This is a genomic window from Microbacterium immunditiarum, from assembly GCF_013409785.1.
GTDB lineage: Bacteria > Actinomycetota > Actinomycetes > Actinomycetales > Microbacteriaceae > Microbacterium > Microbacterium immunditiarum.
Genome location: NZ_JACCBV010000001.1, coordinates 1,115,344 through 1,130,927, shown reverse-complemented (window position 1 = coordinate 1,130,927; position 15,584 = coordinate 1,115,344). Strand labels below are relative to the sequence as shown.

Below are 15,584 nucleotides of genomic sequence, written 5' to 3'. Positions count from 1 at the left end.
CGCCCCCTTAACCCCTCTCCTCACGGGTCAGAGCCCACTCGTACCGGTCGAGCCGGAAGCGCACGTAGAAGATCAGGAAGAAGATGAGCACGCCCATCGCCATCCACGGACCGACCGTCCGCATGATCACGAATTCGGATACCGAGGCGACCGTGAGATGCCACCCCTCCCACCCGGCGATACCGAGCTCGACCACGGCCCACACCGCGGTGACGTGGGCTGCGACGCGCCGGTAGACGGGGTGGTCGGGAGTCAGCCGGCGATACGGCGTCACGAGTGGGATCAGGAACGAGGCAACAGGCCTGCGCGTGAAGGCCGTGGCCCCGACCGCGACCGCGATCAGCGCGCTGAGAGCCACGCCTGCGCCGAAGTAGACCACGTGCGACTGGGTGAGGATGCCGGCGACCGCCTTGAGCACCACGTATGTGAGACCCAGGGGCAGGAGGATCCCGGTTCGGCGGCCCGCCATCCGGCGGACGACGATCAGGACGACCGTGAGGACGCTGGCCGCGATCATCGCCGGAACGAGGCCCAGCCACGCGTCGAAGGCAAGGAATGCCGCCGTCGGCAGCAGCGATATCAGAGCCGGCACAAGCGGCGGGCGGCGGATCGCGATGCTTGAACCGGACATGGGTCAAGTCTCGTGAGACGCCCCCGTTGTCGAATCCACCGATCGGTGTACCCCGCGTCGCACTTCCAGTGGATCGCAACTTCCTCGTTCGGCACGTCAGGCGCTCACGCTGCCCGATCCAGCCGACGCAGGCGGTACTTCTCCGCCGTCAGGCGATTCGTCCGCCGATACCTGGCGAGCTTCTTGTCGCTGGCGCCTAAACGGTGACGGGAGCGTCGACCTTCGCGCGGACGTCCACCGCCTCAAGCGGCCTGCCCACAAAGCGCGCCGTGTCCGACACGGCGGCGATGAGCAGGGCGACGAGTCGTTCGTCTGGGTCACCGACGCAGGCCCGCGCGATCCCCTCCACGGCGCCGCTCACGATTTCTCGGCACTGTCGCACGGTCATGCCGGGGCGACCCCGACCGACTTTCGCGATGAACTGAATGGCCCAGGCGTCGGCGGCGGGGGCGGTGCGGAGGGCGGCGTCCGCGAGTTCGCGCGACTCCGCGGCACGCTCGTCGTCCCGTTCCGCGAGCGCCGTGAGCGCGACGCGCAGCCCCACCGCCTGCGAACGCTGGCGCTCCTCAGCGGCGACGGGTAGGGCCGCGCTGGCAGCTCGCACGGCGAGTAGGACGTCGAGCAGCGGGTCGTCACTTGTCAGGCCGACGACGGAGGGAATGAGCGCAGTGAGCCGGGCACGGCCGGCTTCGCTCGTGCGGTCGTTCACCATCCGTGCGAGGTGAGCGAGGGTGGCGTGCGTACACGCCGGATGGTCGCTCCAACGCTCTCCCGCGAGGTACGACGCGAACTCCATGAAGCACGCACCGCGCCGAGGCGAGCGGTGCCGGCCCGGGGAGAGGATCGGCACCACGTCCGGATGAGGCATCCTGTTGTGCATCGGATCTCCTCTCTCCGTCCACTGTGCGCCCGCTGCATCTGTGGTTCAAGTGCCTCGGCCAGATGTCCGTAGCCGACCCATCCCCGGGTGCCGCCTGCGCGCTGCGGGCAGCGCCCTCGACGCCATGAACGGAGTGCAGATTGGCTATGCGAGAGTGTCCATCGCCGATCAGTACCTCACGTCACAAGTCGTCCGACGGTCTGATTGCGAAAGGCGTCACGTGAACGTGTCGAATTCGCCGCGCACCGCGGCAGCCACGGCCTCGCCGTCGATGTACTCCGCATCGAAGTGGATGCCGCAGCACAACTGGCCGGCGTAGGAGACGGCCGCCACACCCAACCGCACGTTGGCCGCGAGCACGGCGACGGGCCAGATCTGCGACAACGCGGCGCCCGCCAGCCCGATGCGGTGATCGGGTCCCGGCACGTTGGTGACGAAGCCGCCCACCAGGTGCTGGCTCATCGCGATGCGATCCATGATGCGTGCGCCCACGGGCCCGCGCATCATTTCGAGCGTGCCCTGCCGGCGCGCCTGGACCTTCTGCACCCGGGTCTGGGCCGCGATCAACGTCAGCGCGTCGTCCGGCGAGGGGGCCGTGAGCGGCAGCCGCACCAGCATCACACCGACCTCGTTGCGGGTCCCGGTCTTGCGCGGGAGCGCGACCGGAACCGATACCGGCAGTCGGGAGGGAACGGAGCCGCCCGATGCGCTCAGCGCGGCTCGGTACCCCGCAGCGGCGACGGCAAGCACGACGTCGTTCACCGTGGCGGATGCTCGGTGTGCTCGCTCTGCTATGACACCGAGGTCGGCGTCCACGAAGATCACGCCGTGACGGTCGCTGCGCTCACCCAGCAGAACCGACTCCGGCAGGCCGTGGGCAGCGAGCGTCGTGGCGATCCGCCGTATCCCGATCAGAAGGCGGCGGAGCCGAATCCCTGGAGGAGACGCCACCGGCTCTGGCGGGAGCCACACGGTGGGCGGCGTGGCCGCCGGGCCCGCAGGTGCCGAGACGTCTTCCAGCAACCGCCGGATCAGGTCGGCTGCGGCCATGCCATCGGCGATGGCGTGGTGAATCCTGAGGATCATGGCGCCACCGCCGCCCCGCCTCGGCGCCACGAGAAGCTCCCAGAGCGGTCGAGTGCGGGGCAGCGGTTCGGCCATCAGGTTCCCACAGTGCCGCTCGAGATCATGCAGGCTGTCGATTGCGGGAAGAGCTCGAACGTGGAGTGCGATGTCTGGGTCCTGGTCTCGCCACTCGTGCCATCGGCCCACCCGGGATGGCACCTGGCGCAGCGCCGGAAGGTCGGCGACTCGGCGTGCCACGGCGGTTCGAACAGCGTCCAGATCAAGCCGTCCACCTGGCCGGACGAAGCCACCTGAGGTGAGCATCCCTGCGACGAGGAAGACGTTGACCTGCCCGGCATGGTCGAGAACCAGATTGGCCTCGTCGACCGCTCGCAATGCTCGGTCCCGGTGCACGAGTCCTCCGTCAAACGGGCGAACTCATGACCGAGGCGACCCGGGCGATGGCACCCTGGAGGATTCGCTCTCCGCATTCAACCCCAGAAGAATCCGCGCGAGCAGAACGGACTGCACGACGATGCCCACGACACACCCGAGAATGGCGAACCCGGTCACCACCCGCGCGACTGTGGCCCAGTCGATGGGGCTGGTCTCGAAGGCGAAGGGGAACACGCCCCATAGCTGTGTGAGGAACACGAGGCTCACCGTTGACGTGATGATCTCTCCGAGCGCACGGACCCAGCGAAGATCGAAGACGAGGTTCGCCAGGTTGACAAGCACGCCGACGACGAGCGCGGCATTGAGGAAGACGACGACGGATGCTGCTGCTCGCGTCACGAAGGGGAGCGCCTCCCATCCGGGCCACCAATTGACCAGCGTGAGCAGAATCGCATTGACGACGACCGCGACCGAATAGCCGATACGACGGCCGACCGCCGACCCCGCGCGATGCTTCGGTTCTCTCGTGGTCATGCATCGACCTTGCGTCTGACAACTGCTCGTCGCAGGGTCGAAAGTCCCGGATAGAGCAGCCTGAACGACTGTGATCTGCCGCGATGCTGTGACTCCCGGGTTTGCGCGATCGTTGCGCGAACCCGAACTCTACGAGAGAGGTTTCGCCTGCGATCCCAGCGCTTCTAGCGCAGCGCACGAAGCCCCATCCGTGCGAGTCGAGCCACCACATCGTTACTCCGGCCCCGTGATCGACGAAGTCACACAAGCCTGGCCGGATGGCGTGGACGGCGAGTGGGTCCGGCTGGGCGTGGAGAACGTGGGGAAGACTGCCGCGATGGGGTGTGTGGGCCGCCTCAGCGAGGTGCACACGGACGGCGTGCTGCGCCCGGATGTCGATCCGGTGCAGTTGCGCTGGGCGGGCGTTCCCCGCTCCCGAGGCTTCGCGCCGCTCGACCTGCGGCCGGGTCAGCGGGAGTATCTGAACGTCGTCATGCGTCACAGCGATGGCGCGTGGCACCTCGCCACCTTCGAGGATCCGGACTTCGATCGGGCGTTTACGACGGATCTCGCAGTGGGCGCGCGCCACGAGCTCCACATCGCCGTGTTCGCTGGGAATGCGAGGGCCGCCGCGGTCCTGACGGTGGACGGGTCCAGCGGAACCGTCGCGATCACCCTTCGCTGACGGGTGACCGCCACGAGGTCAGGGGCCGAACTGCCGGCCCTCGAGGACCACCTCCGTTTCGAGCACGAAGTCTTCGGCGCTTCTGCCGAGGGCGACCCGATAGGTGCCATCGTCGATTCGCCACTGACCGGCGGCGCCGTCGAACCGCGCGAGCACCCGGGGGTCGGCGGCGAGAGACACCTGCCGGGATTCTCCGGGCTCGAGCTCTACGCGTTCGAACCCGAGCAGACGACGACGTTCATCGCCGGCGGCTTCGGTGAGGTAGATCTGCGGAACGTCAGCGCCGGCTCGGTCGCCGGTGTTGGTGACGGTGAATGTCGCGGTGATCGTGTCACCACCATCGACGTCGAGGTCGCTGTACTCGAACGCGGTGTAGCTCAGGCCGTGACCGAACGCGTACATCGGCTTCGCGCCGGTCTTCGCGTGCCAACGGTAGCCGATCTCCGCACCCTCCGTGTACTCGATCGTGACCGGGGTGCCCCACGGCGTGCCCAACCCGGGAAGCTCCGGCCGCGGGTGCTGATCGAGGCTCTCCGGGAACGTGATCGGCAGGCGTCCCGACGGGTTCACCGCGCCGCTGAGCACCTCGGCGATCGCGCGTGCGCCGGCCTGCCCGGGGTACCACGCTTCCACGATCGCCTTCACCTTGCCGCGCCACGGCATGGACGCCGGGTTGCCGGTCTCGAGCACGACGATGGTGTTCGGGTTGGCATCCGCGACCGCGTCGATGACCGCGTCCTGGCCCCAGGGCAGCGACAGGTCGGCGCTGTCGAACCCTTCACCTTCCACGCGGATGCCGAAGGCGATCACCACATCGGACCGCTTCGCCGTCAGCGCCGCCTCTGCGGGCGTGTATCCGGGGTCGAAGTCGAACGTTGCGTTCGGGAGCGCCTTCGTCAGCTCCTCCAGCGGCGACGGCTGGAACAGGAACAGATTGCGGTGCTTGCCCATCACGCCCGCGCCGCCGATCTTGATGACGCCGGCGAACCCGCCCACCGGGGCGACGGCACCCGAGCCGGTGCCGCTGATGACCCCTTGCTGCGCGTAGCCGCCGATGACGGCGATCTTGAGCGGCTCGTCGGTCGGCAACGGCAAGGCCCGGTCGTTCTTCAGGAGCACGATCCCCTGGCGAGCGCCCTCGAGGGCGATCTCGTCGTGCCTGGCCATGTCGACCTCGGGCGTCGGCCCCCATTGGTCGGCGGCTACGGTGAACAGTGCCCGCAGCATCCGCCGCACCATGTCGGACAGGCGTTCCTTGGGCAGATCCCCTCGCTCGTGCGCCGCACGCAGCTCGTCCGTGAAGGGCTCTTTGCCCCACAGCATCGTGTCGGCCTGGGCACCCGACTCCTGATCGAGGCCCTTGAGCGCGAAGTCCCACTCGGGCGTCGCACCCCAGTCGGACATCACATAGCCCCGATAACCCCACGCCCCCTTGAGCACCTCGTTCAGCAGGTGACCGTTCCCGCCCGCATACTCGCCGTTGATCTTGTTGTAACCGCTCATGATCGCACCCGGCTGCGACCGCTCGATCGCGATCTGGAATGTCAGCAGATCGGACTCGCGATGCGCATCCGGATCGATGACCGCGTCCAGCCAGTGCCGGTTCGTCTCGTTGCAGTTCAGCGTGAAGTGCTTGAGGGTGGACACCACGCCCTGACTCTGGATGCCGTTGACCTGCTCCGCGGCAAGCACCGCGCTCAGGTACGGGTCTTCGGAGTAGTACTCGAAGTTGCGGCCGTTGCGCGGGTCACGCGCCAGATTGCACCCGCCGGCCAGCTGCACGTTGAAGCCCCGGCTCCGCGCCTCCCGCGCGATCGCCACACCGCCCTCCCGCACCAGCTGCGGATTGAAGCTCGACCCCAACGCGACCAGAGCCGGAAACGCCGTCGCACCCTCGTCGTCAGGTCGATAGCCGGGATTGGTGATGCCCATGCTGGCGTCGCTGCTCTGGATCGCAGGAATCCCGAGCCGCGGGATGCCGGGCGTGTACCCGGCGCTCATGTTCGTGACGTCCTCCGGGATGCGTGGATCGCGTCCACCCACGGCGCTGTCGGGGATGTATCCGAGCAGGCTGATGAGCAGCGAGAACCGCTCGTCGTCCGTCAGCTGTTCTTCGACTTCGCGCGCTCTGCGGTCGGCGTCGTCCGGCGTGGCGGCCGCCTTCTCATCGATCGTCGTCGTCATTTCTGACCCCCTTCGACCGTGCGGCCCCGGCCAGCGCCAGGCCGCTCGACCGGATTGTAGACCCGTGGCGGGAAGCTGCGGGAGAGCCTCCGCAGAAGCAGACTCGCGTCAAAAGGCCGCCCGACGGCACGCAACACGTGACCGTATGACAGAGCTACGGCCTGCGATCCCCGTGTTCCGAAGACCGACGGAAGCTTGCCTCAGTCCGCGAGCGCCTGGAGGACCAGACGGCCTTCATCCGATCGCTGATGGAGACCCACGATTCGTCCGGAGAACACGCCCTTGATGGCGCAGAGGAGAGCTTGCGCTCTGACGTTGGAGGCCCAGCACCCGCACGTCCGCGACCAGACACTGATCGGGCGTCCTTCGCGGCCGGCTCGCGGACGAGCGGGTCAACGCGAACCGAGAAGGGTGACAGCTGTGTCAGATCACCGGCGTCGACCCGGTCGGGCATCCGCTGGGGGCTGCGCGACGAGATCCACGACTGTCGGTAACCCGCCTCGATCGCCGGGCCGGAGGGCGAGGCACGTCGGCGTCGCCCGCGCCCCCGTTGTGCTCGATAATGAGCTGACCCTCGCTGATCGCATCGGGCAGGATGTCGCGCTCGATTGTGGTCTTGAGCGGAACCTCCTTGACGAAGCAGAGGAGCAACATCGCGATCACTGCCAGCGGCACCATCCCGAGGAACAGCGGAGCGAGCGCGTCGTTGTAGCCATGCGCGACGATCGAGTGCAGCCGGTTAGGGAGTGAGAGCACGCTGTGCGGTGTGAGGGAGCTGATATCGCCGACCCGAGCCGATGCACCGGCGGGAAGCCGTTCGCCGATGATGGCGACGAGCCGCACCGCGAACAGGCTTCCGATGACAGCGCTGCCGAGTGAAGCACCGATCTGCCGGAAGAAGTTGTTGGCCGCCGTCGCCGTGCCCACGACCCGGTCCGTGAACGAGTTCTGCACGACGAGCACGAGGATCTGCATGTTGACACCCAGCCCGATGCCCATCGTTCCGAGGTAGCTGCAAAACAGCCACAGCGGGGTTTCGGGAGTGAGCGTGCGCAGCAGTGCGAGCGCACCCGCGATCAGCGCCGTTCCCGCGATCGGCATCCACTTGTAGCGACCGTACGCGCTCACGAGCCAGCCGCTGCCGACCGACGAGACGAGCATCGCGCCCATCATCGGCACCATGAGAATGCCGGCCATCGTTGCATCCGCCCCGAGAGTCATCTGCAGATAGGTGGGGAGATATCCGTTCACGCCGAACATCGTCACGCCCACGAGTAGCGCGGCTGCCGTCGTGAGGTTGAAGTTGCGGTCGTGGAACAGCCCCGGCGGGATGATCGGCTCGGCGGCCCGGCGCTCGACGAACACGAACAGCGCCGCCAGGATCACGGTCGTCGCGATGAGGCACAGGATGACCGGCGAGTTCCACGCGTAGTCGTTGCCGCCCCACGACGCCACCAGAATGAGGGACGTGGTGGCGCCGGCCATCGTCATCACGCCGAGCACGTCGATCTTCGGCTTGGAGTTGCTGCCCTTCGGCAGATGCAGCAGCCAGATCGCCGCGGCGAGGGCGAGGAGGCCGAGCGGTACATTCATCCAGAACGCCCAGCGCCAGTCGAACTGCTCTGTGAGCCACCCGCCCAGCAGCGGACCCGCGACGGACGACACGGCGAACACCGCGCCCATGATGCCCATGTACTTGCCGCGCTCGCGCGCCGGGACGACGGCGGCGATGATGGTTTGCGACAGGATGATGAGGCCGCCGCCGCCGATGCCCTGCACAACGCGGCCCACGATGAGGATGCCCATGTCGGGGGCGAGTGCGCCGATCACCGAGCCCACCATGAAGAGCACGATCGCTGCGATAAGGGGGACCTTGCGGCCGATGAGGTCGCTCATCTTGCCGTAGATCGGCATCATGATCGTCGATGCCAGGATGTACGCCGTCATGACCCAGAGCATCTGGTCTACGCCACCGAGCTCGCCGACCATTGTCGGCATAGCGGCGCTCAGCGCGGTCTGACTAAGCCCGGCGAGGAGCATCGCGAGAATGAGCCCGAAGAACAGCAGGAAGATGCCACGACGGGATGCGTGAGACTGCTTGCGGATTGCTCTGGCGGTCATGGAAGTATCCGCAGGACCTGTCGGAGGGTGTGGAGCGTGCCCTCGATCCGAGGATCGATCTCGGCCGGATCCCCGTGCGACTCGACGCCCTTTCGGATACTCAGGCGCAGCACGCTGTCGCCGACGACCACGAACGCGAGCGGGGCGTCAATGTCTTTGAGCCGGTCGAAGGTCCTCAACGTCCGCATCCGTTCGGCCACAACCACGGCGGTGGGCTGCTCGACGCCGATCAACCTCGCCCACTGTCGCTGGATCAACGGGGGATGCTCCCTCAGGAGCGCCCGGCGGCGGGCGATGAGCTCGTCCTCTCTCGGCCAGAACACCCCGAGGAGTGGCCGCAGAATCTCGCGGACACGACCGCAATGCTCCCTTTGCGCGCGGGAAGCGCGGAGTCGCCCGCAAACGGCGCGATGCGCTGCATCCCACAGAACGGACGACGTTCACATCGTCATGGATGGCGCCCGTCACGGTCACGTCGCGTCTCGCGTGAACTGTGTAGTCGCCGCCCGTGCCGTCTTATCGGTGACCACGTTCACAACCGACGGCACACCGCTTTCCGCGGCTCGGGTGAGGGCGGGAAGCAGGTCTTCGATCTTCTCCACGAACTCACCGTGACCACCCAACGCCTCGGCCACCAGATCGTATCGGGAGTACCCGAGCTCTCGGCCAGCCTTGTATCGATCCGTTGCAGTCCATCCGCCGTTGTTGCTGATGACGGTGATCACCGGGAGGTTGTGCCGCACTGCAGTGTCGAATTCCATGGCGTTCATGCCGAACGATCCATCACCGTGAAGCACGACGACCTGCTTGTCCGGGCGCGTCGCCTTCGCGCCGACCCCGAACGGAAGTCCGACGCCCATCGTGCCCAGAGTCCCCGAGTTGAGCCTGTGACCTGGATAGAAGGTCGGGATCGTCTGCCGCGCGTAGGTCAGAATCTCCTGTCCGTCCACGCACAAGATCGCATCTCTGTCGAGAAAATCGCGAACAACCCGGCACAGCTCGATCGGATGCATCGCCGGGCTGGAGTCGAAATCGGCCTGCTCGGCCCGCGAACGCTTCTCCTCGGTGACGCTCTTGAGTCGATTCGTCCAATCTTCATGCCTCGGATTCTTACCGGCGCTGAGGTAGGCGTCGTGGAGCTGCGAGATGACCGAACGCACATCACCCAAGAGCGGGACATCGATGTGACGGCTGCTTCCAAGCTCGCTCGCAGAATTGTCGATCTGCACGACCTTGACATCAGGCTTGAAACGCGGAGGCTGTATCCGACTCGTCGCATAGTTCAGCGGTGCGCCGGCGACGATGACGAGATCAGCTTCCCTGAACGCACTGGACCGGGCCTCGAGCAATGCGAGTTCGTGGTCTTCAGGGATCAATCCGCGCGCCTGGGGCATCACGTATACCGGGATGCCGGTGTCGTTCAACCACTTCTGCAGCACGTCACCCGCTTCGGACCAGAGCGCTCCGTTCCCGGCGATCACGACCGGACGCTCCGCGGCGGCGATCAGTTCGGCCGCCTCTCTCACCGCGTCAGCATCCGCCAATGACCTCAGGGGACCGTCGACTGTATACGCCGACACCGGGAGAACGTCTTCGCGTGACACCTTTCCATACAGCACGTCACCCGGCAGATCCACGTACACGGGTCCCGACGATGGACCCAGCGCGCGCGCAAAGGCCTTGGTGAGTATGTCCGGGATCCGGCGCGTTTCCTGTACCCTCACAGACCATGTCGTCACCGGCTCGGCCAATCTCACTTGATCCAGTTCTTGAAAGCCTCCGCGACCGTAGTCCGACATTCTCGATGATCCGCCGAGAACGACGACGGGCACGCCGTCGGCATACGCATTCGCAATGCCCGTCAGCGTGTTCGTGAAACCGGGCCCTGAACAGCACATCGCCAATGCGACCCGTTGCCTGAGGACCGCCGACGAGTGTGCCATCATCACCGCAGCCTGCTCGTGTCGGACGTCTACCATACGTGTGCCCAACCGCTCCATCTCGTTGGCGAGATCGATGGTTGGGCCGCCCATCAAGAAGTAGCAGTCATCAATACCGTATGCACGAACGGTCTCAGCGACCAGCTCGTATCCGCTCACCATGTCATTACCACTCATCAGTACCTTCGTCTCCGCGCGCTCACAGCACGCATCGCTAACCGCTCGCGTCCCGAACGGCATTCGGCAGCGTGGAAGCCGCCCTTAGATCACTCCGTCGGATTCGAGCTGGTCCAACTCAGCGTCGGTGACATCCACGAGGGTCGACAGGACCTCGCGAGTATTAGCCCCCAGAGTGGGTGCGGCTACGATCGTGGGCTTCCAGCGAGACATCTTCACCGGCCACCCGGGCATCTTGTATTCGCCGCGGTCCGGACGGGACACCTTGACGAACGCGCCGTTGGAGTTCAGATGCGGATCTTCGGCGAGTTCTGCAGGATTCATGACAGCACCGGCCGGAACCCCCGCACCCGCGAGAGCATGAACTGCCTCGATCTTCGTACGCTGCCCAGTCCACTCCGAGATGATCCCATCGACGATCTCCCTGTGTTCCCAGCGGCTCTCTGCCGTCGCGAAGCGGGGGTCGCCCTTCAGATCCTCTCGACCGATAGTCTCCAGAATGCGGTCCCAATGCCGACTCTGGGGCGTCCTCGACGCATACACGTATATATAGTCGTTTGGTCCACCTGGCTTGCAGACATAGAGACGCGCCGGAGCCGCCTTCAGGCCCATACCGCTGCCGGCGCGTTCAACAGGGCGATCACCGGCCGATATCGTCCGAGAATACGAAATGCGACAGAAGTTGATCATCGCTTCCTGCATGGATACCGACACCTTCTGGCCTTCCCCGCTGGTATCCCGCTCTCTGAGGGCAGCGAGGATACCGATCGTGAGATGCAGACCGCTTCCCGTATCAGCCATAGTCGGTCCAGGACGCACCGGCGTCCCGTCCGGAAGACCAGTGATCGCGATGGAGCCGCCCATCGCCTGCCCGATCGGATCCATTGAAAGGTAGGTGCCATAAGGACCCTCCGGGTCGTAGCCCTTGATGGTGCCGTAGATGATGCGAGGGTTTATGGCCGCAACATCGTCGTAGCTCAGCCCCAGGCGCTCAATCGACCCTGGTCCGAAGTTCTCCACAAAGACGTCGGCAGTCTCGATCAGTTTCCTGATGATCTTCTTTCCCTGCTCGCTTTTCAGGTCCAGGGCGACACTCTGCTTATTCGCGTTCAGCAGCAAGAAGTATGGCGAATCAATGCCCGGGATATCGCGAGAGGATATGCGCCCCTGCTCTCCGTACCGAGGCGACTCGATCTTGATGACCTCCGCACCGAGCCATGCCAGGCTCTGCGTACACGAAGTTCCTGCCTCATATTGTGTTAAATCAACAACCCGAATACCAGAAAGGGGTGACAAATCCATCTCCTCCGCTCAAGACTGCGCGACACTTCCTCGCAACGCGCTGCACTACTCGATTGTGACGTCCAACTGATCTCAAGTACCGCTGGTCGTCGAGACCAAACCCAGCCCAAGCCTGATCTAGCTAATACCTGGCATCTATCCCAACTTTTTTCCCAGGGGTGCGCCATTGTCCACCCACGCAAGATGGTCACGAATCACCGCTGAGAAACCGCCAGGATTATCGACGTGAACCATATGCGCTCCCGGAATACTGAACATGCGACTGTGGGGCAGTTCGGCATGCAGCGCATCGATGGCTCCTTCGCCGACTCGGTCCTGCTCACCCTTCACGAGGGTGACCGGCCGATCGATACGTGATAATCGGCTCCGCGTGTCGTGCTCCGACATCGCAGCGATCACGTCCGCATAAGCATCCGCAGAGAACTCCTGCATCGTGTTCTCGATGTGTGCGACGGCATCGGGCACGCGTTCTCGCGCGCTCCGGCGAAACCATCGGCCGATCGCCGGTTCGATGTACGGGCCCATTCCCCGTGTGCGCATCTCCTCCGCGTTCGATCTCATCCGCTGACCGTCCTCTGACGCCGCGGTCGTGCACGCAAGCACCATCGACCTGACCGATTCGGGATGCCGCAAGGCGAGGTACTGGGCGATCACTCCGCCGAATGCCACGCCGACGACATCCACTTGTGTCGGCACGACGGACCATATTTCGTCGGCCACACCTTCCAGCGTCAATCCGTCCTGGGCGCGTCCGCGGTCGCCGTGTCCCGGGTATACCCAGGCCCGCGCGGGCGGCAGATCCATCCATTGCCACACAAGAGCATCCTGCGTGACTCCGGGAAGAAGCAGAAGCTCCGCGGTCATCGGCACGGCCTCTCGTCGGGGTCAACTCGTGGTGGGTATCTCTTCGTATACATAACGCTGGCCCCCCAAACGCAACCGGCCGATCCGCTTGGTCCATTCCGTGTGATTTGCAGCGCGCGTCGTGTACAGCTCACCCTTAAGCGTGTCAAGGGATTCAAGCTCATAGATCGCCAGATAGTTCAGGGCTTCCTGGTGCTCGAACTCACCCTCTACCGCCTTGAACCGTCGTGCGACAAGAAAACCGGGACATTCGAGTCGCTCAGGCACATGCTCTTCGTTGTACCAGCGGTTGAACTCCTCGTCGTGCTCCGGCTCAACCGCCATCGTTACGGCCATTATCGCTCTGGGCTTCGTGCTCATATCAACTCCTGATTCTTGCTTGAATGGAAATGTGTTCTGATGGGATGGCGTGAATCACATGATGCGTCCACGCCCTGTCCTGATTGCGACTGCCTTTGTTTCCACATAGTCCTCGATTCCTTCGTTCCCGCCCTCACGGCCTTGCCCGCTGTTCTTGAATCCTCCGAACGGCAGCTCGGGTCGGTTGGGCATGACCTCGTTGACGCCGATCACGCCGAATTCGAGCCGCTCCATCGCGCCCCAGAGAACATCGAAGTCTGCACCGAAGACGTAGGCCGAGAGGCCGTATGTCGTGTTGTTCGCCTGCGCGATGACGTCGTCGTCGTCGGTGAACTCGAAGACCGGAAGCACCGGACCGAATGTCTCTTCCTTGCTGATGATCATGCTCTCGTCGACTCCGGCCAGCAGCGTCGGCTCGAAGAATTCGCCGCGCAGCGTGGCGTCGTCCGGATGCCACCGCGAACCCCCTGCGAGAACCTCTGCGCCACGTTCCCGCGCGTCGGCGACGTGGCGCTCGACCTTCTCCAGACCGTTGGCATCGATCAGAGGACCGATCGACGTCTCCTCGTCGAACCCATGACCGATCTGCAGACGACCGATCCGCTCACGCAGCCCGGCGACCACTTCGTCGCGCACATCGGAGTGCACGAACAACCGGTTGATCGAGATGCAACTCTGTCCGGCGTTTGCGAACTTCGCCGTCATGATGCTGTCGATGGCCGCCTCCACGTCCGCGTCGGGAAAGACGATCGCGGGGGTGTGTCCGCCCAGCTCCAGGGAAACCCTCTTCAGGATCGAGGTCGGCGTCCGCAACAGCCGCAGGCCGACCTCGGTGGACCCTGTGAAAGTCACCTTGCGGATACGCGGGTTCTTCATCAGCTCGTCGACGACCGCGCCCGGCTGCGACGTGGTCACGACATTCACCACACCGGCAGGTAGGAACTCGTTCAGGATCTTCGCGATCGCGACCGCGATGAGCGGGGTTTGCTCGGCGGGCTTCGCAATGACGGGCGAGCCGGCCGACAGCGAGAGACCCATCTTCCGCATGAGCATGCTCGCGGGGAAGTTCCAGGGCGTGATCACGAGCGCGGGCCCGACGGGGGACGTCAGCACGACGCCGCGCGTGCCCGACGAGGACGGCGTCACCCTTCCGTACACCCGCCGACCCTCTTCGATGCCCCACTCGAGCATCGCCGCGCCACGCAGGATCTCGCCGTGGGCTTCACGGAACGGCTTGCCGTTCTCCAGGGAGAGTAGGCGCGCAAGCGGTTCCGACCGCTCGCGGATCGTGTCCAACCCGCGCCGGAGGCGAGCGGAACGCTCCTCCGCTGCCAGTCCCCGCCATCCGTCGAAGGCGGCGACGGCACTCTCTCCCGCCGCGCGGGCCTCATCGACCGTCCCATCGGCTGCGGAGCCGATCACCTCCAGAGTCGCTGGATCATGGACGTCGAAGAGCTCTCGGGACGTCCTCCACTCGCCGTCGACGAGCAGCGTCTGCCCATCGCCAGGCGGCAACAAGTCCCTGTCGAATTCACGTCTTCTCATATACATTCCACCCCGTTCGATCTCGTTACCGAATACCTGGACCCTGACCGCACTCGCAGCGCCTCCCTCTCTCAACGTCCGGCGAATGAGCCGTTCCTTCTGACAATCGCGCTCCCGATTGTGGAATAGTGGCCTGGCCTCGTCCCACCGAAGATCTCGAGAGACATTCGGTCGGGCGCATCCGCGTCGGCCGGTCCAGACCTCCGGACGGAGACCAAGAACTCGTCCTTCACCAGATCGGTGCCCAGGTAGGTGGACGCGATCTCTTGCACGACATAGTCCGGACCCGCCACCTGAAGCGCAGCCCGCGCGAACCACGCCATTTTCAGCAATCCATGCAGGATCGGGCCGTCGAATTCTCTTTCCCGCGCATAGTCGGCGTCGTAATGCGCTTCATAGAGATCGTCCGTCGCGACCGCGTAGGTGACTACCTGCCTCGGACTCGCCGTGGCGGAGAGCACGAGCGTCGCGTCATCCGGAACAGCGTTGTCGTGCCTTTTCGGCGCTAGGGAGCCGTCGTGGGCCGCCGGATAGCGTCTGATGGCCGTGTAGCCGAGCGTCGCCACCTCCCGTCCGGTGTCGATCCGCCGGTAGACGGTGGCGATATCGAAGATGTCCAAAGTCCCGCTGCGTCCCTGCTTGCGCGTTGCGCCGGCGACGGACGACTGCCGTTCCAGAGCGTCGCCGACTCGTACATCCGCATGCCACCGGCAGCTGTTCCCGCCATTCAGTCGGACGGGCGAATCGGGTATTCCGAGCGCGAATGCATCGACATACTGCGCGCTGAGAAAGGCCGGAGGCACGAGCTCCGCTCCGACGTCGCTCGGCATGTATCTCGGCGCCTGCAGGCCCGATGACGTACGGACCCGTTCCGACCGCCATCGATCGCAGTCGAAGCGCTCCCAGGAGGTCGAGCGTCCG

At 65.1% G+C, this 15,584-nt stretch carries 14 protein-coding genes; 1 reads left to right on the top strand and 13 read right to left on the bottom strand.

Annotated features, from left to right (window positions below):
• Positions 1-7 precede the first annotated feature (7 nt).
• The 4 genes from BJ991_RS05010 to BJ991_RS04995 form a co-directional block, all read right to left on the bottom strand.
• Entirely contained in the window at positions 8-631 is a 624-nt protein-coding gene (locus BJ991_RS05010; RefSeq protein WP_179488017.1) for a DUF3159 domain-containing protein, read from the bottom strand.
• Positions 632-827: 196 nt separating this feature from the next.
• A complete protein-coding gene (locus BJ991_RS05005) occupies positions 828-1,343 on the bottom strand; it encodes a hypothetical protein (RefSeq protein WP_179488015.1) in 516 nt (171 codons plus the stop codon).
• A gap of 384 nt (positions 1,344-1,727) precedes the next feature.
• Positions 1,728-2,990 (bottom strand): wax ester/triacylglycerol synthase domain-containing protein, encoded by a 1,263-nt coding sequence (locus tag BJ991_RS05000; protein WP_343048655.1) that lies wholly within the window; start codon positions 2,988-2,990, stop codon positions 1,728-1,730.
• Between the two features lie 24 nt (positions 2,991-3,014).
• Complete coding sequence (locus BJ991_RS04995; RefSeq protein ID WP_179488013.1) at positions 3,015-3,506, bottom strand: hypothetical protein; 492 nt, start codon at positions 3,504-3,506, stop codon at positions 3,015-3,017.
• Between the two features lie 226 nt (positions 3,507-3,732).
• Here BJ991_RS04995 and BJ991_RS04990 point away from each other — a divergent pair, with 226 nt between their 5' ends.
• Positions 3,733-4,170, top strand: coding sequence for a hypothetical protein (locus BJ991_RS04990; RefSeq protein WP_179488011.1), 438 nt, complete (start codon positions 3,733-3,735; stop codon positions 4,168-4,170).
• 18 nt (positions 4,171-4,188) lie between these two features.
• On the opposite strand, the gene BJ991_RS04985 is transcribed toward BJ991_RS04990, so the two are convergent.
• The 9 genes from BJ991_RS04985 to BJ991_RS04945 all read right to left on the bottom strand — a co-directional run bounded on the left by BJ991_RS04985 (position 4,189) and on the right by BJ991_RS04945 (position 15,493).
• A complete protein-coding gene (locus tag BJ991_RS04985; RefSeq protein WP_179488009.1) occupies positions 4,189-6,354 on the bottom strand; it encodes a beta-glucosidase in 2,166 nt (721 codons plus the stop codon).
• A gap of 423 nt (positions 6,355-6,777) precedes the next feature.
• On the bottom strand, positions 6,778-8,475 hold the full coding sequence (locus BJ991_RS04980) for an MDR family MFS transporter (protein WP_179488007.1): 1,698 nt from the start codon (positions 8,473-8,475) through the stop codon (positions 6,778-6,780).
• Positions 8,472-8,708, bottom strand: a complete 237-nt coding sequence (locus BJ991_RS04975) for a hypothetical protein (RefSeq protein WP_179488005.1) — start codon at positions 8,706-8,708, stop codon at positions 8,472-8,474. Before BJ991_RS04975 ends, BJ991_RS04980 begins: the two co-directional genes overlap by 4 nt.
• A 237-nt stretch (positions 8,709-8,945) precedes the next feature.
• A complete protein-coding gene (locus tag BJ991_RS04970) occupies positions 8,946-10,592 on the bottom strand; it encodes a thiamine pyrophosphate-binding protein (protein ID WP_179488003.1) in 1,647 nt (548 codons plus the stop codon).
• Between the two features lie 84 nt (positions 10,593-10,676).
• On the bottom strand, positions 10,677-11,894 hold the full coding sequence (locus tag BJ991_RS04965; RefSeq protein WP_179488001.1) for a CaiB/BaiF CoA transferase family protein: 1,218 nt from the start codon (positions 11,892-11,894) through the stop codon (positions 10,677-10,679).
• Between the two features lie 135 nt (positions 11,895-12,029).
• Positions 12,030-12,758 carry an alpha/beta fold hydrolase gene (locus BJ991_RS04960; RefSeq protein ID WP_179487999.1) on the bottom strand — a complete coding sequence of 243 codons (729 nt, stop codon included), beginning with the start codon at positions 12,756-12,758 and terminating at the stop codon, positions 12,030-12,032.
• A 21-nt stretch (positions 12,759-12,779) separates the two neighbouring features.
• Positions 12,780-13,118 (bottom strand): DUF4286 family protein, encoded by a 339-nt coding sequence (locus BJ991_RS04955; protein ID WP_179487997.1) that lies wholly within the window; start codon positions 13,116-13,118, stop codon positions 12,780-12,782.
• A 54-nt stretch (positions 13,119-13,172) separates the two neighbouring features.
• A complete protein-coding gene (locus tag BJ991_RS04950; RefSeq protein ID WP_179492522.1) occupies positions 13,173-14,663 on the bottom strand; it encodes an NAD-dependent succinate-semialdehyde dehydrogenase in 1,491 nt (496 codons plus the stop codon).
• 71 nt (positions 14,664-14,734) lie between these two features.
• On the bottom strand, positions 14,735-15,493 hold the full coding sequence (locus BJ991_RS04945) for an FAS1-like dehydratase domain-containing protein (protein ID WP_179487995.1): 759 nt from the start codon (positions 15,491-15,493) through the stop codon (positions 14,735-14,737).
• Positions 15,494-15,584 lie beyond the last annotated feature (91 nt).